21 protein-coding genes and 1 tRNA gene are annotated in these 23,369 nt (G+C 65.1%); 4 read left to right on the top strand and 18 right to left on the bottom strand.

Translation table 11 applies throughout. The annotated features are described in order from the left end of the window. The first annotated feature begins 71 nt into the window (after nt 1-71). Entirely contained in the window at nt 72-1,313 is a 1,242-nt protein-coding gene (locus tag WQQ_RS17085) for an ATP-dependent 6-phosphofructokinase (protein ID WP_007186490.1), read from the top strand. Nucleotides 1,314-1,885: 572 nt separating this feature from the next. Here WQQ_RS17085 and WQQ_RS17080 read toward each other — a convergent pair. The 8 genes from WQQ_RS17080 to infC form a co-directional block, all read right to left on the bottom strand. Continuing rightward, nucleotides 1,886-1,962: transfer RNA gene (locus tag WQQ_RS17080), tRNA-Pro, on the bottom strand. A gap of 96 nt (nt 1,963-2,058) precedes the next feature. Continuing rightward, complete coding sequence (locus WQQ_RS25280) at nt 2,059-2,481, bottom strand: MerR family transcriptional regulator (RefSeq protein WP_007186489.1); 423 nt, start codon at nt 2,479-2,481, stop codon at nt 2,059-2,061. Then, entirely contained in the window at nt 2,468-2,761 is a 294-nt protein-coding gene (locus WQQ_RS17070; RefSeq protein WP_007186488.1) for an integration host factor subunit alpha, read from the bottom strand. Before WQQ_RS17070 ends, WQQ_RS25280 begins: the two co-directional genes overlap by 14 nt. 42 nt (nt 2,762-2,803) lie before the next feature. Beyond that, nucleotides 2,804-5,173, bottom strand: coding sequence for a phenylalanine--tRNA ligase subunit beta (gene pheT / locus WQQ_RS17065; protein WP_007186487.1), 2,370 nt, complete (start codon nt 5,171-5,173; stop codon nt 2,804-2,806). Nucleotides 5,174-5,187: 14 nt separating this feature from the next. Then, entirely contained in the window at nt 5,188-6,189 is a 1,002-nt protein-coding gene (pheS, locus tag WQQ_RS17060) for a phenylalanine--tRNA ligase subunit alpha (protein ID WP_007186486.1), read from the bottom strand. A 171-nt stretch (nt 6,190-6,360) separates the two neighbouring features. Beyond that, the gene (gene rplT, locus WQQ_RS17055; protein ID WP_007186485.1) at nt 6,361-6,717 is read right to left on the bottom strand and encodes a 50S ribosomal protein L20; all 357 of its coding nucleotides are present in this window, start codon (nt 6,715-6,717) and stop codon (nt 6,361-6,363) included. Nucleotides 6,718-6,729: 12 nt separating this feature from the next. Then, nucleotides 6,730-6,927: a 50S ribosomal protein L35 gene (gene rpmI / locus WQQ_RS17050; RefSeq protein WP_007186484.1), complete on the bottom strand. Its 198-nt coding sequence runs from the start codon at nt 6,925-6,927 to the stop codon at nt 6,730-6,732. Nucleotides 6,928-7,071: 144 nt separating this feature from the next. Further along, nucleotides 7,072-7,590, bottom strand: a complete 519-nt coding sequence (gene infC / locus WQQ_RS17045; protein ID WP_083844624.1) for a translation initiation factor IF-3 — start codon at nt 7,588-7,590, stop codon at nt 7,072-7,074. A 321-nt stretch (nt 7,591-7,911) separates the two neighbouring features. On the opposite strand from infC, the gene otsB reads away from it, so the two are divergent. Genes otsB through WQQ_RS23220 form a run of 3 tightly spaced genes read left to right on the top strand, consistent with a single transcriptional unit; the run spans nt 7,912 to nt 10,986 of the window. Then, the gene (gene otsB, locus WQQ_RS17035; RefSeq protein WP_040454768.1) at nt 7,912-8,637 is read left to right on the top strand and encodes a trehalose-phosphatase; all 726 of its coding nucleotides are present in this window, start codon (nt 7,912-7,914) and stop codon (nt 8,635-8,637) included. After that, a complete protein-coding gene (locus WQQ_RS17030; RefSeq protein ID WP_007186480.1) occupies nt 8,634-9,998 on the top strand; it encodes an alpha,alpha-trehalose-phosphate synthase (UDP-forming) in 1,365 nt (454 codons plus the stop codon). The genes otsB and WQQ_RS17030 overlap by 4 nt, the downstream gene beginning before the upstream one ends. 16 nt (nt 9,999-10,014) lie before the next feature. After that, nucleotides 10,015-10,986, top strand: coding sequence for a glucokinase (locus WQQ_RS23220; RefSeq protein WP_007186479.1), 972 nt, complete (start codon nt 10,015-10,017; stop codon nt 10,984-10,986). Nucleotides 10,987-10,990: 4 nt separating this feature from the next. On the opposite strand, the gene WQQ_RS17020 is transcribed toward WQQ_RS23220, so the two are convergent. The 10 genes from WQQ_RS17020 to nuoF are packed head-to-tail and all read right to left on the bottom strand — an operon-like array spanning nt 10,991 to nt 23,365. After that, nucleotides 10,991-11,926: a mechanosensitive ion channel family protein gene (locus WQQ_RS17020; protein ID WP_007186478.1), complete on the bottom strand. Its 936-nt coding sequence runs from the start codon at nt 11,924-11,926 to the stop codon at nt 10,991-10,993. A gap of 13 nt (nt 11,927-11,939) precedes the next feature. Beyond that, nucleotides 11,940-13,397, bottom strand: a complete 1,458-nt coding sequence (gene nuoN / locus WQQ_RS17015) for an NADH-quinone oxidoreductase subunit NuoN (protein ID WP_007186477.1) — start codon at nt 13,395-13,397, stop codon at nt 11,940-11,942. Continuing rightward, on the bottom strand, nt 13,394-14,986 hold the full coding sequence (gene nuoM / locus WQQ_RS17010; RefSeq protein ID WP_007186476.1) for an NADH-quinone oxidoreductase subunit M: 1,593 nt from the start codon (nt 14,984-14,986) through the stop codon (nt 13,394-13,396). Before nuoM ends, nuoN begins: the two co-directional genes overlap by 4 nt. Before the next feature lie 31 nt (nt 14,987-15,017). Next, nucleotides 15,018-16,946, bottom strand: a complete 1,929-nt coding sequence (gene nuoL / locus WQQ_RS17005) for an NADH-quinone oxidoreductase subunit L (RefSeq protein ID WP_040454944.1) — start codon at nt 16,944-16,946, stop codon at nt 15,018-15,020. A gap of 9 nt (nt 16,947-16,955) precedes the next feature. After that, a complete protein-coding gene (gene nuoK, locus WQQ_RS17000; protein WP_040454767.1) occupies nt 16,956-17,264 on the bottom strand; it encodes an NADH-quinone oxidoreductase subunit NuoK in 309 nt (102 codons plus the stop codon). Further along, a complete protein-coding gene (nuoJ, locus tag WQQ_RS16995) occupies nt 17,261-17,773 on the bottom strand; it encodes an NADH-quinone oxidoreductase subunit J (protein WP_007186473.1) in 513 nt (170 codons plus the stop codon). Before nuoJ ends, nuoK begins: the two co-directional genes overlap by 4 nt. Nucleotides 17,774-17,787: 14 nt before the next feature. Next, a complete protein-coding gene (nuoI, locus tag WQQ_RS16990) occupies nt 17,788-18,336 on the bottom strand; it encodes an NADH-quinone oxidoreductase subunit NuoI (RefSeq protein ID WP_007186472.1) in 549 nt (182 codons plus the stop codon). Between the two features lie 4 nt (nt 18,337-18,340). Further along, entirely contained in the window at nt 18,341-19,360 is a 1,020-nt protein-coding gene (gene nuoH, locus WQQ_RS16985) for an NADH-quinone oxidoreductase subunit NuoH (protein WP_007186471.1), read from the bottom strand. Beyond that, a complete protein-coding gene (gene nuoG, locus WQQ_RS16980; protein WP_007186470.1) occupies nt 19,360-22,053 on the bottom strand; it encodes an NADH-quinone oxidoreductase subunit NuoG in 2,694 nt (897 codons plus the stop codon). Before nuoG ends, nuoH begins: the two co-directional genes overlap by 1 nt. 7 nt (nt 22,054-22,060) lie before the next feature. Further along, complete coding sequence (gene nuoF, locus WQQ_RS16975; RefSeq protein WP_007186469.1) at nt 22,061-23,365, bottom strand: NADH-quinone oxidoreductase subunit NuoF; 1,305 nt, start codon at nt 23,363-23,365, stop codon at nt 22,061-22,063. Nucleotides 23,366-23,369 lie beyond the last annotated feature (4 nt).

The following is a 23,369-nucleotide window of genomic DNA, read 5'->3' as shown; positions in this document are numbered from 1 at the left end:
CTGCATCGCCGGACGGCAGATGGCCTCGGAAGATCAGAGCCGGACGATCAACCCTCAATGATGGATATCATGTGATCAATCCAACGAAAACCGTCGGTGTTCTCACGAGCGGTGGCGACTGCGCAGGACTCAATGCCGTCATCGGTGCGGTCACTCGTCACGCAGTGGATTCATATGGGTGGCGCGTGCTCGGAATCACCGATGGCACGCTGGGCCTGACGGCCGTGCCACGCCAGTACTGCGAACTGCGCCCCGAGCGCCTCAGTGCTCCGCTGCTGCACAGTGGGGGCAGCTTCCTCGGCTCGATCAGCCACGGCGAGCCCGGCAGCGGCCAGCAACTCGTTGATCGCAAGGAAGCGTTCGCCGACGGTGCGCGAAAGTTGGGCCTCGATGCGCTCGTCGCCATTGGAGGCGATGGTTCGATGAGAATTCTGCACGAGCTGTGCAGCCACGCGCGCCTGCCCATGATCGGAATTCCCAAAACGATCGACAACGATGTGCCGGAAACGGAAAGTGCGGTCGGTTTTGCGAGCGCCGTGCAGGTCGTCAGCGACGCGCTCGACCGCTTGCAACCCACGGCCGCGAGCCATCATCGGGTGATCGTCGTCGAGACGATGGGCCGGAGTTCGGGTCATATCGCGTTGCACGGCGGTCTCTGCGGAGGGGCGGATGCCATCTTGGTCCCCGAACTGCGGATGGACGTCGAAAGTCTCATCGCGCACATCCGCCGCGTGTTTTCATCCGGACGACGCCATGCCTTGATCGTCGTGGCGGAAGGCGTTCGCGCCCAGGTTGCGGGACTCGGTCCGTATGAAAGTGTCGGAACATGGCTTGCGCAGGAGTTGGAGAAGCGCTCCGGAATCGAAGCTCGCTGCACCAGCCTCGGCTACCTGCAGCGCGGTGGCTCTCCGTGCGCGGAGGATCGTCGTCTCGCTGCAATCTTCGGGTTGCGCGCTGTCGAACTACTCGCCAATGGAAACACGAACCGGATGGTGTGCTGGACGAAAGGCGCCGTGCTCGATGTGCCACTCAAAGCCGTCATCACGGGACCACGCAAGCTTGAGAAGAACAGCCCGTTGCTCGCTGCGGCCAGAGGGCTCGGAATCTGGCTGGGTGACGACGCCGATGCTGCGGTCGCCTCGCAAGCGGCGGCAGAATCATCAACGTGCTCACCGCCGAACGCTGGAAGCCTGAAAAAAAGCACGAAGAATCCGGCCGGAAAGCCGCCAGCGCCCCCTACGGATGCAGACGGGTCACATGCGCGTCAGCACCCCGGTTCACGCACGCCGTCCTCTCCAACCAGGGTCGGCTGACCAACAGGGCTCTTCCCGGTCCTCCCGATCGGCGCGTCGCGCTCGGGGGATCCGCAAGCAAAGGATCATCGCGAGAAACCAGCGAATAGAGCGGATCGCTGATTCACCAATTTCTGAAGAGAAGCCGGTGCCGGCAACCGCCCGAACGAACAATTCTGCAAGCTGGGGCTCAGCTTTCTGACAGCGATCCGGCCCGATCATCAGCCTGCTCGCTTCAACCGTGCGGGCACACTCTAAGCAGAGTCTTCAACCCGCCAAGTTCACCCCAGCCTGGCGGGTATTTTTCTTCACCAACGGCGAGTCTCGGCGGACCGATGAGGATCCGGTTCACTGCAGACAGACCGCTGCTGCCTGGTCCGCGGAGCCGAGTCGAGTGCCGCGCCTTTGAGTACGCCCCGCTGACCGGCGAGCAGGCGAATCACGCGGCCGTGGTGTTGAGCTCTGAGCGAGCCCCGAACTTACCCGGACGGCTGAAAACGCCGACGACCACGGCAGATGCGCAAGTCTTCGCGCGCATCAGGGATGACATAAGGACGCGGCGGAGTTACCTGCGACCTCAGTGCTCGATTAGTTGGTCGGGGCGACAGGATTTGAACCTGCGACCCCCTGCCCCCCAGGCAGATGCGCTACCAGGCTGCGCTACGCCCCGACCGATGAAAACGTTTTGACGGCTCACGCGAGTGGGAACCGTCGGATAAGGCCGCGCATGTTAACGGAAAGCGCGGCTGCTAGGAACCCGGAACCGCTATTCCGGCAACAGGCGCAGCAGATCTTCGAGCTCGTCGCGCAAGGCCTTGATCTTGTTGTTGCGACTCGCCGGCTCGTTGGCCGCACGCGTGCTCGTTTCGACTGCGGGCGCCGGACGGCGCACCGCTTCGATAGCCGCTGCCTTGCTCACTTCCTTGAGACGCAGGCGCGCGCCGCCGATCGTGAAGCCCTGTTCGTAGAGCAGGCTGCGGATGCGCCGAACCATCATGACGTCGTCATGCTGGTAGTAGCGGCGGTTGCCACGGCGCTTGACGGGCTTGAGCTGCGGGAACTCCTGCTCCCAATAGCGCAGCACGTGCGGCTTCACGTCGCACAGATCGCTGACCTCGCCGATGGCGAAATAGCGCTTGCGTGGAATCTCCGGAAGCTCGGCCTCGGCTTTGAGTTCAGCTGGACGCATCGAGCTCGACTCTCAGGCGCAGCTTCTGACCCGGACGGAAAGTGACGACGCGGCGTGCCGAGATCGGAATCTCCTCACCGGTCTTGGGGTTGCGTCCTGGACGCTGGTTCTTGTTGCGCAACTCGAAATTCCCGAAACCGGACAGTTTGACTTCCTTGCCTTCTTCCAGTCGGCCGCGAATCTCTTCGAAGAAGAGATCGACGAACTCTTTGGCTTCCCGCTTGTTGAGGCCCAACTCGTCGAAGAGCGCCTCAGCGAGCTCTGCTTTGGTCAACGCCACGATCCACTCCCTGCACGCACGACATTGCCCATTAAAGCCCCATCAAACCCTGATCGCGGCGCCCAATTTTTCTTGCAGCTGCTTTGAGATTTCCGCCACGAAAGAGTCGACCTCTTCTACGGTAAGGGTGCGTGACGCGTCCTGAAAAATCAACTCCAGGGAAACGCTCTTGTCGTGCACGCCAAGTTCGGTTCCCCGATATACATCAAAGACATTGACGCGCTGGAGCTCGGCTCCGGCACTGTCCCGGACGGCATCGCAAAGCGCCTGCGCGGATACCGCGACGGGCACCTTGAGAGAGAGGTCGCGGCGCGAGGACGGGAACTCGCTGAGCGCCTGCAGACGCGGCATCGGCGCCCTGCCGAGCAAGCTCCAGTCGAGGTCGAACACGATCGGCTGCTCGGGCAGATCGAGCGTCTTGGCGACGCGCGGATGCACGCGGCCGATCCAGCCGGCGGCGGCGCCGTCGAGCAGGACCTTCGCCGTCTGACCCGGATGCAAGGCCGGATGCGTCGCCGCTTCGAAACGGCATTCGCCCGCACTCGATGCGAGCAGCGCCTCGACGTCGGACTTGATGTCGTAGAAATCGACCGGCCGCGCCGCCTGCCCCCACTGGCGCGAAGCGACCGGACCGGCGGCGAGACCCGCCAGACGCGAGCGCTCGACGACCTGGCCGTTCTCTTCGCTGAAAACGACGCCCGATTCGAACAGGCGCACGCGCGGAATCTGGCGCGCCCGGTTGTGCAGCCAGGCGCTTACGAGCCCGCTCCAGAGCGTGCCGCGCATGTAGGCGTGGGTATCGGCCAATGGGTTATCGAGCGGGATCGGCTGCACCTCGGGCGCGAGCGCCTGCTGCAGCTTCTGCTCGGCGAACGCCAGCGTGACGATCTCCTGCCAGCCGCGGGCAACCAGCAGGTCCTTCACGCGCGTGACGCTGCGCTGGGTTTCGGACGGACGCGAAACCGGCAGGCGGGCCGCGTAAGCCTTGGCCGGAATGCGGTCGTAGCCGTACAGGCGGGCCACTTCTTCGATCAAGTCGGGCTCGATGCGCAGGTCCGGGCGCCAGCTCGGCACCTTGGCGCGCCAGGCGCCGACTTCGGTCTGCACGACGCCGATGCCGAGCCTTGCGAGCAGGGCTTCGACTTCGCGCGCTGGAATGTCATGGCCGAGCAACTGGTTCAGGCGCGCCTGGCGCAGCCCGACCTGGATCAGCTCGGGCTGGGTACGGCCGGAATGCGTGATCGGCCCGGCTTCGCCGCCGCAGATCTGGATCGCCAGCTCGCTCGCACGCTCGAGCGCGGCGCGTTGCAGCTCCGGATCGACGCCGCGCTCGAAGCGATACAGCGCATCCGAACTGAGCCTGTGCCGGCGGCCGACACCGGCGACCGCGAGCGCGTTGAAGCAGGCCGATTCGAAGAACACCCGCGTCGTCGTGCCGGAGACGGCCGAGGCCGCGCCGCCCATCGCGCCCGCCAGGCCCAGCGGCCCGTTGTCGTCGGCGATGACGAGATCGGTCGGCGTGAGCTCGATTTCGGCGTCGTTGAGCAGGGTCACGCGCTCGCCGGCCTTGGCCCGGCGCGCCCTCACCGTGCCCTTGAGCTTGTCGGCGTCGTAGGCGTGCATCGGCTGGCCGAGCTCGATCATCACGTAGTTGGTGATGTCGACGAGCGGATGAATCGCGCGGATGCCGCTGCGACGCAGGCGCTCGCGCATCCAGTCCGGCGTGCGCGCCTTGGGGTTCAGGCCTTCGATGACGCGGCCCGCGAAGTTGGCGGTGTCGCCGAGGTTTTCGATTTCGACCGCGAAACGACTTTCGCGCACGACCACCGCCGGCTTGATGCGCGGGCGCGTCAGCTGCAGGCCGTAGAGCGCCGCGATCTCGCGCGCAAGACCTTGCACCGACAGGCAATCGCCGCGGTTCGGCGTCAGTTCGAGGTGGAGAATCTGATCCTTGAGGTCGAGATACTGCTCGATCGGCATGCCGGGTCGGGCGTCGTTGTCGAGCTCCATGAGGCCTTCGGACTTTTCGGCCAGGCCGAGTTCCTTGGCCGAGCACAACATGCCCTGAGACTCGACGCCGCGCAGTTCACCGACCTTGATCTCGATGCCGCCCGGCAGCTTCGCGCCCGGCAATGCGACCGGCGCGAGCAGGCCCGCACGTGCGTTGGCGGCGCCGCAGACGATGGTCGGCATGCCGGCGTGGCCCGCATCGACCTGGCAGACGCGCAGCTTGTCGGCGTTCGGATGCGGCGCGATCGACACGATGCGGCCGACGACGACCTTGCTCGCGAGTTCGGCGACGGCCGGCTCGACTTCAAGCTCCAGGCCGCCCATCACCAGGCGCTCGGCGATCTGCTGCGTGCTTGCCTGCGGGTTCACCCACTCGCGCAGCCAGTTTTCGGAAATTTTCATGGTCTCGCGATCCCTTATTTGAAGGCTTCGAGGAAGCGCAGATCGTTTTCGAAGAATTGGCGCAAGTCGGTCACGCCATAGCGCAGCATCGCCAGGCGCTCGACGCCCATGCCGAAGGCGTAACCGGTGTAGCGCTCGGGATCGAGGCCGACGGCTTCGAACACCTTCGGGTGGACCATGCCGCAGCCGAGCAGCTCGAGCCAGCGGCCTTCGAGCTTCATGTGGACGTCGGCGCCGGGCTCGACGAACGGGAAATAGCTCGGGCGGAACAGCACTTCGGCGTCGCGCTCGAAGAAGCGCGACAAAAAGGTCATGAGGTCGTACTTGAGGTCGGAGAACGCCACGTTCTCGGCCACGTAGAGGCCTTCGACCTGATGGAACATCGGGCTATGCGTGCGATCGGAATCCTTCCGGTAGACGCGTCCCGGGCAGATGATGCGGATCGGCGGCTTGATGCCGGCGCGCACGTAGCGCTCCATCGTGCGGATCTGCACCGGGCTCGTATGCGTGCGCAGCACCTGGGCGCCGTCGCGCACGTAGAAGGTGTCCTGCATGGCGCGGGCCGGATGCGCTTCGGGAATGTTCAGCGCCCCGAAGTTGTGGAAATCGTCCTCGATCTCGGGGCCTTCGACGGTCTCGAAACCAAGCTCGTTGAACAGGCTCTCGATGCGCGCGATCGTGCGCGTGAGCGGGTGGATGCCGCCGGCGGTTTCGCCGCGGCCTGGGAGCGTCACGTCGAGCGTCTCGCTGGCGAGCTGCGCTTCGAGCGCCACTTCGGCCAGATGCGCCGAGCGCGCCTCGACGGCCTGCCAGATCGCGTCCTTGGCCTTGTTGACGCGGTCGCCGAAGACCTTGCGCTCCTCGGGCGCCATCTTGCCGAGCTGCTTGAGCAGTTCGGTCACCTGTCCCTTTTTGCCGAGATAGTCGATGCGCAGCTGTTCGAGCACGCGCGATTCGGTGGTGGCGGCGATATCTGCGAGCGCCTGCTGTTGCAGCTGCTCTAGCGAATCACTCATTGAAACTCCCTGGATCATCCGACTGCCGTGCAAGCGCTTCGCGACGGCGTCATCGAATCGTCCGAACAAAATGAAGAAGGGGAGCCACCTTGCGGCGCTCCCCTTCGGCGTTACGTCAGGCGGTCGAGGCTCAAGCCAGGCTTGAAACCGACAGCCCGCGCCTTCGGCGAATCAGGCCAGCTGCGCCTTGGCCTGAGCCACGAGCGCCGCAAAACCCGGCTTGTCGTTGACGGCGAGATCGGCCAGAACCTTGCGGTCCAGCTCGATGCCGGCCTTCGACAGGCCATTGATGAACAGGCTGTACGACAGGCCCAGTTCCTTGGTCGCAGCGCCGATGCGCTGAATCCACAGAGCGCGGAACTCGCGCTTCTTCACGCGACGATCGCGATAGGCGTACTGGCCGGACTTGATGACCTGCTGCTTGGCCGCACGGAACACGCGTGAGCGTGCGCCGTAATAACCCTTGGCCTTCTTGAGGAGCTTCTTGTGCTTGGCGTGAGCCGTCACGCCGCGTTTGACACGTGCCATCGTTCGTCTCCTTTAGGCGTAGGGAAGCAGCTGCTTCACTTCTTTGACGTCGGAGGCGTGCACCTGAGCCTCGCCGCGAAGCTGGCGAACCGTCTTGCCATTCTTCTTGGTCAGGATGTGGCGCTTGAACGCGTGGCTGCGCTTGAAACCGCCTTTTCCAGTCTTGGAAAAGCGCTTCGCCGCGCCCTTGTTGGTTTTCATCTTGGGCATCGAATAACTCCAGTTTGTGTTGCCGGCTTCACATCGGCATGCCTGCCGAGCTGACCGGGCCCACCTAACCGCAGGTGGGGCTTCTTATGGGCGACGGCGAGAGAAGCTCACCATCGCAGCGTCCAAGCAGTTTTTGGAAACTGCTCAGCGCTTCTTGGCCGACAGGACCATCACAGCCTGACGACCTTCCATCTTGGGGTACTGCTCTACCACCGCGATCGCATCGAGGTCGCCCTTGACGCGATCCATCAACTGCATGCCGATTTCCTGGTGGGCCATTTCACGACCGCGATAGCGAACCGTGACCTTCACCTTGTCGCCCTCCTCGATGAAGCGCTGAGCTGCACGCATCTTGGTCTCGTAGTCAGCGGTTTCCGTGGTGGGACGGAACTTGATTTCCTTGACCTGGATCTGCTTCTGCTTCTTCTTGGCAGCGTGCTGGGCCTTGTCCTTCTGATAGATGTACTTGCCGTAGTCCATGATCTTGCAGACCGGCGGATCGGCATTAGGAGAGACTTCCACCAAGTCCATGCCCAATTCTTCGGCCCTGGCGATAGCGTCACGCGTCAGCATGATGCCGGCCTGAGAACCGTCGTCCCCGATGACTCGCACACGCGGCGCCGTGATCTGCTCGTTGCGCCGGTCTTCACGTTCTAAGGCGATGCTGCTATCTCCAGTTGACCCGGACTACTTCCGGGCGGGCAAGCCGGGCTCCGCGTTCATGTCGAGAGCCCATTCTCCGCGAACGGCCGGGACTTCGACAACGAGGCCCATGCCATTCTTAGAGCCGCGTATCTTAGGCAGCGCTTCTTCAAAGCTCAAGCGTTTCCGGCAAATCCGGCCCGGCTCCGCGCGCGCCGTCGTCGATTCAGTCATCGGCCGGCGTTTTCGGGTTACCCTGAAAACATGGATGACGTACCAGACAGGACGCTCAATCCGCACCCATCGGATCCAAATCCGACCACGCAGGGAGTCGCTCCGGACTTGCTGACCGCCCGAGACGGCCTTTTGGTCGACTTCGACGGTACGCTCGTGGAGCTTGCGGAAAGTCCGGAACAATTGAAACCGGCCGACGATCTCGTTGGCCTGCTGCAGGCTCTCAGTCATCGACTGGGCGGCGCACTCGGTGTGATTTCGGGGCGCAGGCTCGAATCGATCGATCGCTGGCTCGCGCCCCTGCAGCTTCCCGGCGGCGGCCTGCATGGAACCCAGATGCGGTTGAGCGCCGGCCCGGCGCCCTCTCCACGGGTCACTCCGGAACTGGTCGCGCAAGTTGCCGAGCTGGAGGCCCGGTACGCCGACGTGCCCGGCATTCTGGTCGAGAACAAAGGGGCTGCGATCGCTCTGCACTACCGGCTCGCACCAGATCGACGCGAGGAATGCCGACAGGCGATGCGTGACGTCGCCCGGCATCTCGGATTCAGCCTGCTGAGTGGGCATTGCGTTTTCGAGGCCCGGCCGGCCGGCATCGACAAGGGCACTGCGCTTCGAGAACTCGCCGAGACCGAGCCGTTCGCCGGACGCAGGCTGTTTTTCATCGGCGACGACACCACCGACGAGGATGCGATCCGAGCCGTGCAGGGTCTGGGCGGTGTGGGCATTCGTGTCGGCGCGGCCCAGACGGCTGCGCGTCACCGGCTGACAGATGTCTCCGCTGTCCTCGACTGGCTGCGCGCCAGTCTCGATCGATTCGAGGCGGTGGCTCCATGAGGCGGCTGGTTGCGGTTTCGAACCGCGTGAGCTCATTGCGCGCGGCCCCGCTCGCGGGCGGGCTGGCCGTGGCGCTGGCCGACGCGCTGCGTGAAAACCGCGGACTTTGGTTCGGCTGGAGCGGCAAGACGGTCGATGTCGCGAACGACGAGCCGCACGTATCACGCGAAGGCGAAGTGACTTCGGCAACCGTCGATCTGACGCAGGAAGATCATGACGCCTACTACTCGGGATTCGCCAATCGCTGCCTGTGGCCGCTGTTTCACTTCCGGCTCGACCTGACGGGCTACGACCGGGCGCATTACGAAGCCTACAAGCGCGTCAACCTGCGTTTCGCGCAGTCGCTGCTGCCGCTACTCGAGCAAGACGATCTGGTCTGGGTGCACGACTACCACCTGTTCCCCATCGGGCGTGAGCTACGCAAGCTCGGAGCGAAGCAGCGACTCGGTTTTTTCCTGCACATCCCGTTTCCGCCGCGCGAGCTGCTGACGACGCTGCCGCAGCATCTTTCGCTCGTCAAAGCCCTGTTCGAGTACGACTTGGTCGGTTTCCAGATCGAGGACGACGTCAAGCGTCTCGCTGCGTACGTCGAACAGGATCTCGGCGGCAAAGTCGGTCATGGTTGGATGGAAGCCTTCGGCAAGCGCCTGCGCATCCAGGCGTTTCCGGTCGGCATCGACACGGCGCGCTTCCACGATTTCGGCTTCTCGACTCACGGCGAACGCGAATACCAGCGCATGCGCGAGTTTCTGCGCGATCGCGACCAGATCATCGGCGTCGACCGGCTCGATTACAGCAAGGGCTTGGTCCGGCGCATGAATGCCTATGAGCTCCTGCTCGACAGGCACCCGGAATCGCATGGACGCGTAACCTACCTGCAGGTCGCGCCGATCAGTCGTGGCGAAGTCACCGCGTACCGCGACTTTCGCCGCGAGCTCGAGCAGCACGCGGCCTCCATGAACGGACGCTTCGGCAGGGTCGATTGGGTACCCGTGCGCTATGTCAACGAGGCGATCCCGCGCCGCCGGCTCGCCGGTCTGTATCGCGCGAGCCGCATCGGCTTGGTCACGCCGATGCGCGACGGCATGAACCTCGTGGCCAAGGAATACGTCGCAGCCCAGGACGAGGCCGATCCGGGGGTGTTGATCCTGTCTCGCTTCGCCGGCGCCGCGCAGGAAATGCGCGACGCCTTGCTGGTCAACCCCTACGACACGGAAGAAGTCGCCACCGCGCTCGAAACCGCGCGGACCATGGCGGTCGACGAACGTCGGCGCCGCCACCAGAGCCTCATGCGCGGCCTGTTGGAAAACGACGTCGCCCAATGGTCCCGCCGCTTCCTCGAGGCACTTACAACGGAATGAGAGAGAGGAATCAATTTTGGCTTTGGATTCGACTCGGGTAGCACTCGTCGCCGATGTTGGCGGCACCGAACTCCACGCAGCGCTCGCCCACCTGAACGGCGATGCGAGGCCTCATCTGCAAGCCCTGCGACCGCTGCCCACGCCGAACGGTCGCCTGCAACCCGCGTTATCCGAACAGCTGCACAACGCCGGCCTGCAATCGGTGAACGCCTGCGCGGTCGCCGCGGCCGGACGTGTCGTGCGCCTGCCCGAACGCAGCGTGGTGCGCATGGGCAGTGCCCAGCTGACGATCGAACTCGATGATCTGAGCCGGGCCACGGGCGCCTCGCGCGTGATGCTCGTCAACGATCTCGCCGCCGTTGCCGCCGCCCTGCCCTTGCTGCGGCCCGATGAGCGCGTGGCCTTCGGCATCGCGCGGCCCGAGCGCACCGGCGTTCGACTGGTGGTCGGAGTCGGGGCCAGCTTCGGCGCCGCAGTGCTGACGACGGAAGGCTCACTGCTCGAGACCGAAGCCGGACAGCTCGATCTGGCCGCGGTCAGCGCGGATGAGCGCCAGTGGCTCAACCGGCTCGCTCCGTTGGGTCGTTTGTCAGTCGACGGTCTGTTGTCCGTCGGCGGCCTCGCCCGCCTCTACGAGATCTGCAGCGGCTTGCCCGACGAAAGCGCGCGAACGATCGGCCAGCGCGCGCTTGCTGGCGAGCCGGCGGCACGCAAGGCGATGATCGTGTTCTCGACCTGGCTAGGCCGGGCGGTCGGCAACCTGGCGCTTGCCTATGGAGCCTGGAACGGGGTCTATCTGGTCGGCAGCGTGCTCGACGAACTCGAAGATGCGCTCGATGAGCCGGCGTTCCGCAAAGGCATGGAAGACAAATCACCGATGGCGGCGGACATCGGCGCGGTGCCGGTGTTTCGCATCCACCATCCGAATCCCTCGCTGCTCGGACTCGCCAAGCTCGCGCTGAATCCGGACGCGCGCCTGCCCGCCTGATAGCTCAGGGCTTGACGGGCTGAGGAGCGGGCAACAACTGGATCGTCGGCGTGCTCGAGGACATTTCGATCGAGCGCTCGCCGAACAGCACACGCAGCTTGCGCAGCAAAGCGCGCGCGACGTCGGCCTGCTGGCCGGGCCGGCTCTTGATGCGTCCCTGGATCGTGAAGCCGCCGCCGTCGAGCTTGTCGACGCCCCAGAGCTCGACGTCGGCGATGATCTTGGGGCCGATGACCTGATCCTGGCGCAGCTCGGCGACCGCATCGCGAATCGCCTGCATGACTTCTTCGGGATCTTCCTTGAGCTGGATCGCGAAGTTGAAGATGTAGGCCGACCAGTCGCGCGTCGCATTGCTCAGCGTGCTGATGTTGCCGTGCGTGAACACGTGGACGACGCCGTTGCCGTCGCGCAGCACCACGGTGCGGATCGTCAGCGCCTCGACGAGGCCGCCGGTGCCGTTGATCGTCACCACGTCGCCGACGCGGATCTGGTTTTCGAGCACGATGAAGAAGCCCGTGATGATGTCGCGCACGAGATACTGCGCACCGAAACCCACCGCAACGCCGACGATACCGGCACCCGCGATCAGCGGGCCGATCTGCACCCCGAGCTGCGTCAGCACGATGAGCCCGAGGATCACGAACATCACGATGTTGACGACCTGGCGCAGCAGACCGACCAGGGTGCCGATGCGCTTGCGCGCATCGAACTGCGTTTCGATATTGTGATCGGCTGCGGCGATCAATCGCTTCTCGAAGCGACTGATCAACAGTTTGAGCAGCCGCAGCAGTGTCCACCCGACGACCAGGATCAGCAGCAGACGGATAGCCGGTTCGAGCCAGGCCTGCCAGAACTCCGGAACATCGAGCTGACGCAGGATGCGCCCGAGCTCGGTGACTTCGCGGGTGGCGTTGGTCGGAGCGGGGGCGGTCGTGGCCATTCAACGGTCCTTGCTAGTGCAGTGCGAGTTGTCCGCTGAGTTCGAACAGCGGCTGCGGGTAAACGCCCATCCAGAGCATCGCGATCATCGCCAGCAGCAGCATGATGCCACCGGCGCTCTGCGCCCAGCCGAGCGACTCGCTGACCCGTTCGGAGCCTTTGTCGACCGCACTGAACAGACCGCTCAGCACGCGCAGGTAGTAATAGATGCTGATGGCGCTCGAGACGATGAGGCTGCCGACAAGCAGCCACTGCGCCGAGTTTGTGCCGACTGCAATGACCGCGAACTTACCGATGAAGCCCGCAGTCAGCGGAATGCCCGCGAGCGACAGCAGCATCGCGGTCAGGATCGAAGTCAGGTACGGACGGCGCCAGAACAACCCGCGATAGTCGGCGATATCCTCCTGGTCGCGATCCGACATCGGGCTCGACACCAGCGCCATCACGCCGAACACGCCGAGCGAGGTGACCAGATAGGTCGCCAGATATACACCGGCCGAACGCAGCGAAGCCTCGCCGGGCACCACGAGCACGATCGCCAGATAGCCGAAGTGCGCGATCGAAGAGTACGCGAGCAGGCGCTTGAGATTGTTCTGGCGCAGCGCGAGGACGCTGCCGACGAGCATCGAGGCGACCGCGATCACCACCACCGCGCTCAGGATGAACGGAGACGCGGCGGCTCCGCTGTCGGCATGGAACAGGCGCAGCATGACGATGAACACACCGAGCTTGGACACCGTCGCCATGTAGGCCGTGACCGGCGTTGGCGCCGCTTCGTAGACATCGGGCGTCCACTGGTGGAACGGCACCAGCGAGAGCTTGAACGCGAGGCCCGAGAGCATCATGGCGGTGCCCGCGAGCACCAGCGGCTGATCGGCGCTCGCGCCGACGATCGCATTGGCCATCGCGCCGATATCGAGCGAACCGATCTGCGCGTAGACCAGCGCGATGCCGAACAGCAGCGCGGCCGAGGCGCCGCCCGACAGGATCAGGTACTTGAGGCCGCCTTCGATCGAGCGACGATCGTCGAACGCATACGCGACGCCGGCCACCATCGGCAGGCTCAGCAGTTCCACGCCGAGCAGCAGGGTCGAGGCATGCGAGGCACAGGCCAGCGTCAGCGCGCCGAGCGTGCCGAGGCTGATCAGCAGGTAGATCTCTTCGCGGTTCTTCTTGAAGCCTTCGAAGTAGGCGTGGCACAGCGTGAGCACCCCGAGCGTGGTCGCGAGCACCAGTGCCATGCCGAAGCGGGCGGCGCTGTCGATCTGCATGAGACCGGTCACGGCGATGGCTTCGGTGTTGCCGCCGAACACGGCCGGCAGCACCGAGAACAGCGCGAGGTTGGTACCGATCACGGCAACGAGCGCGCACAGGCGGTGATGGCGCTTGACCGCGATCGTCAGCATCACCGCGACGACGGTCGCGGTAGCGAGCAACAATGGAGTCAGTGCCCAGAGTTGACTGCTGTTCATTCGGCGACTCCGGTGCTGGCTGCGACAGGGCCGGCGACGGGCTTCCCGGCTGCGCTATAGATGGCGTGAACGGCCTGCACCGGCGCCTTGGCGGCGTTGATGACAGGCTGCGGATACAGGCCCAGGCCGAGCAGCAGGATCATCAGCGAGAACATCATCACGAGTTCGCGACGCGACAGGTCCTTGAGCTTGCCGTTGTGCAGATGCGCGCCGGGCGGCAGCTCCTGCGGAGCGCCGTGCAGGGCGCGCTGCACGATGATCAGCGAGTAGACCGCCGCCAGGATCAGGCCGGAGGCCGCGATGATCGTCACCACCGGCGCGACCGGGAAGCTGCCGACCAGGATCAGGAATTCGCCGACGAAGTTGCCAAGGCCCGGCAGGCCCAGCGAGGCCGCGCAGAAGAACAGCATGATCGGCGGCAGGTTCGGGAACCGAGCCCACAGGCCGCCCATCTTGGTCAGGTCACGCGTGTGCAGGCGCTCGTAGATTTCGCCGCAGAGGATGAACAGGCCCGCGGCCGACAGGCCATGCGCGATCATCTGTACGACCACGCCCTGCAGCGCCTGCTCGGTGCCCGCGTAGATGCCGATCACGACGAAGCCCATGTGGCTCACGCTGCTGTAGGCGACCAGGCGCTTGATGTCGGTCTGCGAGAACGCCACCACCGCGCCGTAGACGATGCCGAGCACCGACAGCCACATCGCCACCGGCGCGAACTCGGCCGAGGCGTTCGGGAAGAACGGAATGCCGAAGCGCAGCAGGCCGTAGGCCGCGGTCTTCAGCAGAATGCCCGCGAGGTCGACCGAGCCGGCCGTCGGCGCCTGGCTGTGCGCATCGGGCAGCCAGCTGTGCAGCGGCACCAGCGGCATCTTGACCGCGAAGGCCAGGAAGAAGCCGAGCATGAGCCACCATTCGGCGTTCGCCGACAGCTTGGTGGCGAGCAGATCGTGATAGTCGAAGCTCCAGACGCCGGTGGCCTGGTGGTTGAACCACACCAGGCCGAGGATGCTGATCAGCATCAGGAAGCCCGAGGCCTGGGTGTAGATGAAGAACTTGATCGCCGTGTGGACCCTGCCCTTTCCGCCGGGCATGTTGTGGCCCCAGAGCGCGATCAGGAAGAACATCGGCACCAGCATCATTTCCCAGAAGAAGAAGAACAGGAACAGATCCAGCGCGAGGAAGATGCCGACCACGCCGCCGAGGTTCCACAGCAGGTTCAGATGGAAGAAGCCGACGTTGCGCTCGATCTCCTTCCACGAGCAGGCGATCGCGAGCACGCCGATCAGGTTGGTCAGCACCACGAGCAGCAGCGACAGGCCGTCGAGGCCCAGGTGGATGCTCGCACCGATCGCCGGAATCCACTGAACCTTGAACTCGACGGTCCACTGCGGAGCCTGACCCGCGGCGGCCGCGAAGCCGGTACCGGTCATCGAATAGTCGCCAGTCGCCCACAGCCACAGCGAAATGCCGAGCGTGGACAGCATGGTGATCAGCGCGATCCAGCGAGGCGTGCCGCGCGAGGAGCGTTCGCTCTGCCAGCTCAGCAGACCGCCGATGAAGGGAATGAGGATGAGCCAGGCCAGAATCATCGTGTCGTTCTCTAGTTTCCTGGGGCTTTGATCAGTGCAGCGCCACGACGGCGATCAGCACGCAGATGCCGGCGCCGGCCACCGCCGCGTACCAGCGCAGGCCGCCGGTCTGCGTGGTCGTCGCGAGCGTGCTCGCAGCGCGCAGGCTGGCCGGAATCAGGCCGATCAGCTGGTCGATGAAGTCATTGCGGTTGGTGCGCGAAATCCACACGAACGGGCGCTCGAACAGCACGTCGTAGAGCCAGTCGAAGCCCCAGGCGTTCTTCCAGAGCTTGCCGAGCCAGGCGGTGGCGGCGCCGTTCTTGAGCGCGGCCGGAATCTGCGGGGCCTGCACGAACAGCAGCCAGGACACCAGGATGCCCGCGAGCGACACCGGAATCGGCAGATAGGCGATCCAGGCCGGGCCGTGGTCCGCCCCCGCTTCCAAACCGTGGCCCGCAGCCGGCAGCACGGTCTCGAGCGGCAGGTGGATGAAGCCGCCGAGGATCGAGAAGATCAGCAGTACCGCGAGCGGCAGGTGGTGATCGAGCGTCTTCGCACCATGCGGCTCGTCCTTCGGACCGAGGCCGTGATGCGCGTGATCGTCCGCGTGGTCATCGTGACCGTGCGCATGATGTGCAACCTGGCGCCAGCGTTCGGGGCCGAAGAAGACGATGAAGATCAGTCGGAAGCTGTAGACACCGGTCAAGAACGCGCCGAACAGGCCCGCGAGCCAGAGCTCGTAGTGCCCGGCCAGATAGGCCTCGTGCAGGATCTCGTCCTTCGAGTAGAAGCCCGAGGTGAACGGGAACGCGCACAGCGCGAGCGTGCCGATCAGCATGCACCAGAACACGAACGGAATGTGCTTGCGCAGGTTGCCCATGCGGAAGATGTCCTGCTCGTGGTGCATCGCCAGGATCACCGAGCCCGACGACAGGAACAGCAGCGCCTTGAAGAAGGCGTGCGTCATCAGGTGGAACACGGCCGGCTGATACGCGCCGGCGCCTTCGGCCAGGAACATGTAGCCGATCTGGCTCATGGTCGAGTAGGCGAGAATCTTCTTGATGTCGGTCTGCATGAGCGCCGTGAAACCGGCGAGCAGCAGCGTGATCGCACCGATGACGCCGACGCATTCGAGCGCGAAGGGAGACAGCTCGAACAGCACGTGCGTACGCGCGATCAGGTACACGCCGGCGGTGACCATGGTCGCCGCGTGGATCAGCGCGGAAACCGGCGTCGGGCCGGCCATCGCGTCCGGCAGCCAGGTCTGCAGCGGCAGCTGCGCCGACTTGCCCACCGCGCCGCCGAGCAGCAGCAGCGCCGTCGCGGTCGCCACCGTGCTGCCGACCGCCCAGGCTTCGGGCGCCAGGCGAGCGAGCTCATCGATATTGAGCGTGCCGAATTCGCGATAGAGGATGAACAGCGCGATCGCCATGAAGGTGTCGCCCACGCGCGTGATCACGAAGGCTTTGCGCGCCGCGGCGCCGTTGGCCGGGTCCTTGTACCAGAAGCCGATCAGCAGGTACGAACACAGGCCCACGCCTTCCCAGCCGAAGTACAGGAACAGCAGGTTGTCGCCGAGCACGAGGAACAGCATGCTCGCGACGAACAGGTTCATGTAGCTCAAAAAGCGCGCGTAGCCGTCGTCGCCGCGCATGTACCACGAGGCGAACAGGTGGATGAAGAAACCCACGCCGGTGATCACGCCGAGCATCGTCAGCGACAGCGCGTCGAGCTTGAGCGCAAAGGTCGGCGCGAAGTTGCCGACGTCCATCCAGGTCCACAGCAGATGCGTGTACGCGTGGCCTTCCGGCGGATGCGCCAGGAAGTCGTAGCCGACCACGAGCGCGGTCAGCGCCGACAAGCCCATCGCGCCGACACCGATGGTGGCGGCGGCGTTCTCGGACAGGCGGCCGCGCGAGAACGCGAGCAGCAAAAAGCCGACGAGCGGGAAGACGAAAACGAGCGGTAGCAGATTCAGCATGCCGTCTTACCCCTTCATCGTGCTGGCCGCATCCACGTCCAGCGTGCGGAAGCGACGGTAGAGCTGGATCACCAGCGCGAGCGCCACGCAGGCTTCGGCGGCGGCCAGCGAGAGCACGAACGCGAACATCACCTGCCCGTCCGCGTTGCCCCAGCGCGCGCCGGCGGTGACGAAGGCCAGCGCGGTCGCGTTCATCATGATTTCGACCGACATCAGCATGAACAGCACGTTGCGGCGAACCACCAGGCCGGCGAAGCCCAGCGTGAAGAGCGCTGCGGCGAGCAGCAGCCCATGCTCCATGGGAATGGTGGTCATGAGTCTTGGCTACGTCCCAGGTGGTAGGCGGCCACGAGGCCGGCGAGCAGCAGCGTCGAGGCGAGTTCGACCGCGAGCAGATAGGGCCCGAACATGGCCACGCCGACTTCCTTGGCGCCCACGACCTTGCCGCTGATCGGCGTCAGGCCGGCCTGCGGCCACAGGATCAGCACGAGCTCGGCGAGCAGCACGCCGGCCAGCACCACCGGACCGATCCAGCCCGAGCCCTTGAGCCACTTCTTCTCTTGTTCGACCGTGGCCTTGCCCAGATTCAGCATCATCACCACGAACACGAACAGCACCAGGATGGCGCCCGCGTAGACGATGATCTCGAGCACGCCCGCGAACGGAGCGCCGAGCGTGAAGAACACCATCGCGATCGATAGCAGCGACAGCACCAGGTACAGCAGCGCGTGCACCGGGTGCGTGTTGACGACCACCATCACCGTCGAGAACAGCGCGACGAATCCGGCGACGTAGAAAGCAGCGGAAACGAGTGGTTCGATCATGCGTCCCAAGTCCTTTATGGCAGCAGCGACTTGACGTCGACCGGCGCCGATTCGTTGAGCGCCTCGCCCTTGCCCTTACCCTTGATGGCCATGCCGGACACCCGGTAGAAGTTGTAGTCGTGGTACTTGCCGACGCCCGAGATGAGCAGATGCTCCTTCTCGTAGACGAGGTTCTGGCGGTCGTACTCGCAGAGCTCGTAGTCGGGCGTCAGCTGGATCGCGTTGGTCGGGCAGGCTTCTTCGCAGAGGCCGCAGAAGATGCAGCGCGAGAAGTTGATGCGGAAGAACTCCGGATACCAGCGGCCATCCTCGGGGCGCTCGGCCTTCTGCAGCGAGATGCAGCCCACCGGGCAGGCCACCGCGCAGAGGTTGCAGGCCACGCAGCGTTCGTCGCCGTCGGGGTCGCGCGTCAGCACGATGCGGCCGCGATAGCGAGGCGGCACCGGCGGCTTCACTTCCGGATACAGGATCACGTCGCGCGGACGGAACGAGTGCATGAAGATCATGCCGATGGACCGCAACTGGGTCCAAATGCCGTGCAGCACGGCGAAGAAGGTTTTCATCGGATCAGGCTCCCGTCCACAGCACGACGGCCGCGGTGCCGATCAGATTCAGCAGCGACATCGGCAAACAGACCTTCCAGGCGGCGGACATCATGTGGTCGTAGCGCGGACGCGGCAGCGCCGCGCGCAGCAGGATGAACGACGACATGAAGAACAAGGACTTCAACGCGAACCAGACGAAAGGCACCGCGTTGAGGAACGGCAGGTAGTCGCCGAACGGCGCTTCCCAGCCACCGAAGAACAGCGCGGTGGTCAGGCCCGAAACCAGCACGATGCCGACGTATTCGCCGACGAAGAACATGCCGAACTTCATGCCCGAATATTCGGTGTGATAACCGGCGGCGAGTTCGGATTCGGCTTCGGGCAGATCGAACGGCGTGCGGTGCGTGACCGCGACGCCGGCCAGCGCCCAGGTCAGAAACGCGAAGAACTGCGGGAAGATGAACCAGACGTGCTCCTGCTGCCAGCGCACGATCTCGTGCAGGTTGAAGCTGCCCGCCTGCACCACGATACCCATCAGCGAAATGCCCATGAACACTTCGTAGCTGATCGTCTGCGCAGTCGAGCGCAGGCCGCCGAGCAGCGAATACTTGCTGTTGGACGACCAGCCGCCGAGCATCACCGCGTAGACCGCAAGGCCTGCGGTGGCGAAGAAGAACAGCAGGCCGAGGCTGGCGTTGGAGACGCCCCAGTTCGGCGTGATCGGAATCAGGCAGAACGGCAGCAGCATCATGCTCATCGCGATCGCCGGCGCGAGCGTGAACGTGAACTTGTCCACGAACGGCGGCGTCCAGTCTTCCTTGAAGAAGATCTTGAGCATGTCCGCGATGACCTGGCCGAGGCCCCAGAGGCCGACGCGGTTCGGTCCGTAGCGGTCCTGCCAGAGGCCGAGCAGGCGACGCTCGAGCCAGATCATCCAGGCGGCGGAGATCACCACGCCGAGCAGGATGATCACGGCCTTGACGACCGCCCAGAGAATCTCCCAGACGAACGGCGGAAGCAGCGAGTAGATCTGCTCGATCATCAGGCCCCCTTCACGACATCGACGGCGGCGCCCGAAGCGATCGTCGGCACACCCGGAAGACCGACCGGCAGGCCGACCAGGCCGACCGGGAAGTCCACGCGAACCTTGGCCGGCAAGGTCACGCTGACGTCGCCGGCCTTCACGGTCGCCCTGGCTTCGTGCTCGATGCCCAGGCGCTGCGCGTCGGCCAGCGAAAGCTCGACGAACGGCGCGTTGCTGCGCTCGCGGATCGGCTTGGCCTTGCCCGACAGCTCTTCGGAGCCGAAGGTCTGGTACAGCGGGAACGCCACCAGGCCGTTGCCGCCGATCGCCGGAGCGGCCGGCGAATAGGCCAGCCCGGAAGCGGCCGGCTTGAACAGCTTCACACCCGCGTCGCCACCCTTGAGCGCGCCGCCGACTTCGTCCTGGAACTTGTTCCAGGACTGCGGGCTGTTCCAGCCCGGAGCCCAGGCGTACGGCACCACGGCGGCCGGACGATCCTGGCTGCCCACACCGTTGTAGCCCTCCATGGAGAAGGCCAGGCCCGAATCCTTGTCCTGCGTGGCACGCGGCTCGTGCACGAACACGTTGGCACGCGCGGCGGTGCGGCCGGACTGGCGCGGCGGAGCGCGGTTGATCTTCATGCCCTGCACGCGGAACGTCGCATCCGGCGCGGCCGCGGCGATGCCCGCCAGCTGCGGCAGTGCGGCTTCGGCATCGGCGAGCACGTCGTCGAGGATCACGTCGTTGCCGTCCGCCAGAAGCGACAGCCAGCGCCAGGATTCGAGCGTGTCGACGGTGCGGTCGTAGTAAGCCGGATCGAAGACCTGGAAGTAGCGCTGGGCACGGCCTTCGAAGTTCACCGCGGTGCCGTCGCCTTCGGCGAAGCTCGCGGCCGGCAGGATCACGTCGGCGGCCTGCGCGGTGGCGGTCATCTGGTGATCGACGACGATCAGCGTGGCGCCTTCGAGCTTCTTCAGCGCGGCAGCCGGCAGGCGGCGCGTGAGGTCGTTTTCGAGCACCACGACGACAGCGCCAGAAGACGGCAGCTTGGCGAGCGAAGCTTCGAGATCGTTCGCTTCGAACAGCGCCATGCCCATGCTGTTGGAATCCGGAATCGCCAGGCTGATGAGCGTTTCGGCGTTCTGCCTGTGCAGCGCGGTCGCGAGGTTCGCGGCGGCCTGCATCACGGCCAGCGAGCCGCAGCCGGTGCCCGACACGATCAGCGGACGCTTGGCCTTGGCCAGCGTCTCGGCGATCTTCGCGACCTGCGCCGCATCGGCATCCGACAGGCCCGATGCCGCCGGAGCGGAACCGTCGATCGCATGCGCGACCGCGAAGCCGAGTGCGGCGATGGCATCGGGAGCCAGGCGCAGCACGGTGCTGCCGATGTCGTCGAAGCGCGTCGCCGCCGGCGTGGCGATGATGATCGGATAACGCTCGTGCTGGCCGATGTCGGCGGCCGAGTAGGCCTGCCAATCAGGCACGCGCTTCTCGCGCGTCATTTCGAGCGTCTTGCCCTTGGCGGCCTGGCGCAGCGCGAGCGACACGCGCGAGGCGGTGGCGAGCACGTCTTCGCCGAGCACGAGCACGGCGTCGGCCTGCTCGATCTGGCGGATCGTCGCCGCCGGCACCGCGCCTTCGCGCAGCACCTTGAGCGCGAAGGCCGTCAGCGCTGCGTTCTGCGCGGACAGGCCATTGCTGAAGTTGTCGGCGCCGACGAGGGCGCGCAGCGCGAAGTTCGACTCGAGGCTCGCACGCGTGGAGCCGATGCCGAGCACCGAACTCGCGGAGGCGAGCAGGCTGCGCACGTGGGCGACGGCCTCATTGGCTTCGATTTCGGCGAATACGCCAGCGCGCTTGATCTGCGCCTTGCGCGGCCGATCCTTGAGGTTCACGTGGCCGTAGCCGAAGCGGCCGCGGTCGCACAGGAAGTAGCCGTTGACCTCGCCGTTGTAGCGGTTCTCGATGCGGCGGATTTCGCCGTAGCGTTCGCCCGGCGAGATGTTGCAGCCGACCGCGCAGCCCGTGCAGATGCTCGGTGCGAACTGCATGTCCCACTTGCGCACGTAGCGCTCGGAATGGGTCTTGTCGGTGAATACGCCGGTCGGGCAGACCTCGGACAAATTGCCCGAGAATTCGCTCTGCAAGGTGCCGGGCTTTTCACGGCCGAAGTAGACGTTGGCGGCCGAGCCGAACACGCCGAGGTCGGTGCCACCCGCGTAGTCGCGGTAGTAGCGCACGCAGCGATAGCAGGCGATGCAGCGGTTCATCTCGTGGGCGATGAACGGGCCGAGCTCCTGGTTGAGGTGCGTGCGCTTGGTGAAGTGGTACTGACGGCTGTGATGCCCCGTCATGACCGTCATGTCCTGCAGGTGGCAGTGGCCGCCTTCTTCGCAGACCGGGCAATCGTGCGGATGATTCGTCATCAAGAAGCTGACGATCGTCTCGCGGAACTCCTTGGCCTCTTCATCTTCGATCGAGATGTAGGCGTTGTTGGAGGCCGGGGTCATGCACGACATCACCAGACGGCCGCGCTTGTCGTTCTCGTCGGCGAACTGCTTGACCGCGCACTGGCGACAGGCGCCGACGCTGCCGAGCGCCGGGTGCCAGCAGAAGTAAGGAATATCGAGGCCCAGCGAGAGGCAGGCCTGGAGCAGATTGTCCGAGCCGTCGACCTCGTACTGCTTGCCGTCTACGTGAATGGTTGCCATGTGTTCCTCAGGCTGCCTGTGCCGGCTTCGCCAAACCCGCCTCGAACTCGTGGCGGAAGTACTTCAGTGCCGACTGCAGCGGTTCCATCGCGCCCGGCGCATGCGCGCAGAACGTCTTGCCGGGGCCGAGCCAGCGCGTGAGCTTGGCGAGCACCTCGAGATCTTCGGGCGTGCCCTGCCCGGCTTCGAAAGCGCGCAGGATCTTCACGCTCCACGGCAGGCCGTCACGGCACGGCGTGCACCAGCCGCAGGATTCGCGGGCGAAGAATTCTTCGAGATTGCGCACGGCCGAGACCATGCTCTGGTCTTCGTTGACCACCGTGATCAGGCCCGTGCCCATGCGCGAACCGGCCTTGGCGATGGTGTCGAAATCCATCGCCAGATCCAGATGATCGGGCGTCAGAAAGTCGGTCGACGCGCCGCCCGGCAGCCAGGCCTTGAGCTTCTTGCCGTTGCGCATGCCGCCGGCATGCACTTCGAGCAGCTCGCGTGCCGTGGTGCCGATCGGCAGTTCCCAGATGCCGTTCTTGTTGGCCGGGCCCGAGCAGCCGTACAGCTTGGTGCCCGCGTCCTTGCTCTTGCCCTGGTTGAGCGCCTTGTACCAATCGCCACCGTTCAACACGATGTGCGGAATGTTGCACAGCGTCTCGACGTTGTTGACGATGGTCGGACGCCCCCAGAGCCCCGCGATCTGCGGAAACGGCGGCTTGGCGCGCGGGTTCGCGCGACGGCCTTCGAGCGAGTTGATCAGCGCGGTTTCTTCGCCGCAGATGTAGCGGCCCGCGCCCGTGTGCACGAACAGCTCGAAGCTCCACGCGCCACCGAGAATGTTCTTGCCGATGTAGTTTCTGGCGCGCGCCTCGGCGAGCGCCGCGTTCAGGCGCTCGGCCGCGACCACGTATTCGCCGCGCAGGAAGACGTAGCCGCGCGTGGCCTGGATCGCGAACGCCGCGGTCGCCATCGCCTCGATGAGCTGGTGCGGTGCCTGCTCCATGAGCAGGCGATCCTTGAACGTGCCGGGCTCCATTTCGTCGGCGTTGCAGACGAGATATTTCTCGCCGGCGTCCGGCCCCATCGGAATCAGGCTCCACTTCACGCCGGTCGGGAAGCCCGCGCCGCCGCGACCGCGCAGGCCCGAATCCTTGACCACGGCCTGCACGGCAGCGGGTTCGAGTTCCTTGACCGCCTTCTTGAGCGCGGCGTAACCGCCCTCGGCTTCGTAGGCATCGATCGCGAGCGGACCGGCCGCGCGATCGATCAGGCGCGTCAGCGGCTTCTGGTACTGCGGGTCGGCTGCACTGCGAAGTGTCATGCGA

It is taken from the genome of Hydrocarboniphaga effusa AP103 (assembly GCF_000271305.1).
In the GTDB taxonomy this organism is placed as follows: Bacteria; Pseudomonadota; Gammaproteobacteria; order Nevskiales; family Nevskiaceae; genus Hydrocarboniphaga; species Hydrocarboniphaga effusa.
Note: the sequence above shows the minus strand (reverse complement) of the source record. Positions and strands in the feature narration are given on the sequence as shown.

What these genes read in the sequence shown, in the direction of transcription:
- WQQ_RS17020 (WP_007186478.1), bottom strand. Translation starts at nt 11,926, where the DNA reads ATGGCCACGACCGCCCCCGCTCCGACCAACGCCACCCGCGAAGTCACC.
- nuoI (WP_007186472.1), bottom strand. Translation starts at nt 18,336, where the DNA reads ATGAAAACCTTCTTCGCCGTGCTGCACGGCATTTGGACCCAGTTGCGG.
- pheS (WP_007186486.1), bottom strand. Translation starts at nt 6,189, where the DNA reads ATGAGTGATTCGCTAGAGCAGCTGCAACAGCAGGCGCTCGCAGATATC.
- nuoJ (WP_007186473.1), bottom strand. Translation starts at nt 17,773, where the DNA reads ATGATCGAACCACTCGTTTCCGCTGCTTTCTACGTCGCCGGATTCGTC.
- nuoG (WP_007186470.1), bottom strand. Translation starts at nt 22,053, where the DNA reads ATGGCAACCATTCACGTAGACGGCAAGCAGTACGAGGTCGACGGCTCG.
- rpmI (WP_007186484.1), bottom strand. Translation starts at nt 6,927, where the DNA reads ATGCCCAAGATGAAAACCAACAAGGGCGCGGCGAAGCGCTTTTCCAAG.
- nuoK (WP_040454767.1), bottom strand. Translation starts at nt 17,264, where the DNA reads ATGACCACCATTCCCATGGAGCATGGGCTGCTGCTCGCCGCAGCGCTC.
- nuoH (WP_007186471.1), bottom strand. Translation starts at nt 19,360, where the DNA reads ATGATCGAGCAGATCTACTCGCTGCTTCCGCCGTTCGTCTGGGAGATT.
- WQQ_RS17030 (WP_007186480.1), top strand. Translation starts at nt 8,634, where the DNA reads ATGAGGCGGCTGGTTGCGGTTTCGAACCGCGTGAGCTCATTGCGCGCG.
- rplT (WP_007186485.1), bottom strand. Translation starts at nt 6,717, where the DNA reads ATGGCACGTGTCAAACGCGGCGTGACGGCTCACGCCAAGCACAAGAAG.
- nuoM (WP_007186476.1), bottom strand. Translation starts at nt 14,986, where the DNA reads ATGATTCTGGCCTGGCTCATCCTCATTCCCTTCATCGGCGGTCTGCTG.
- nuoN (WP_007186477.1), bottom strand. Translation starts at nt 13,397, where the DNA reads ATGAACAGCAGTCAACTCTGGGCACTGACTCCATTGTTGCTCGCTACC.
- pheT (WP_007186487.1), bottom strand. Translation starts at nt 5,173, where the DNA reads ATGAAAATTTCCGAAAACTGGCTGCGCGAGTGGGTGAACCCGCAGGCA.
- WQQ_RS25280 (WP_007186489.1), bottom strand. Translation starts at nt 2,481, where the DNA reads ATGCGTCCAGCTGAACTCAAAGCCGAGGCCGAGCTTCCGGAGATTCCA.
- nuoF (WP_007186469.1), bottom strand. Translation starts at nt 23,365, where the DNA reads ATGACACTTCGCAGTGCAGCCGACCCGCAGTACCAGAAGCCGCTGACG.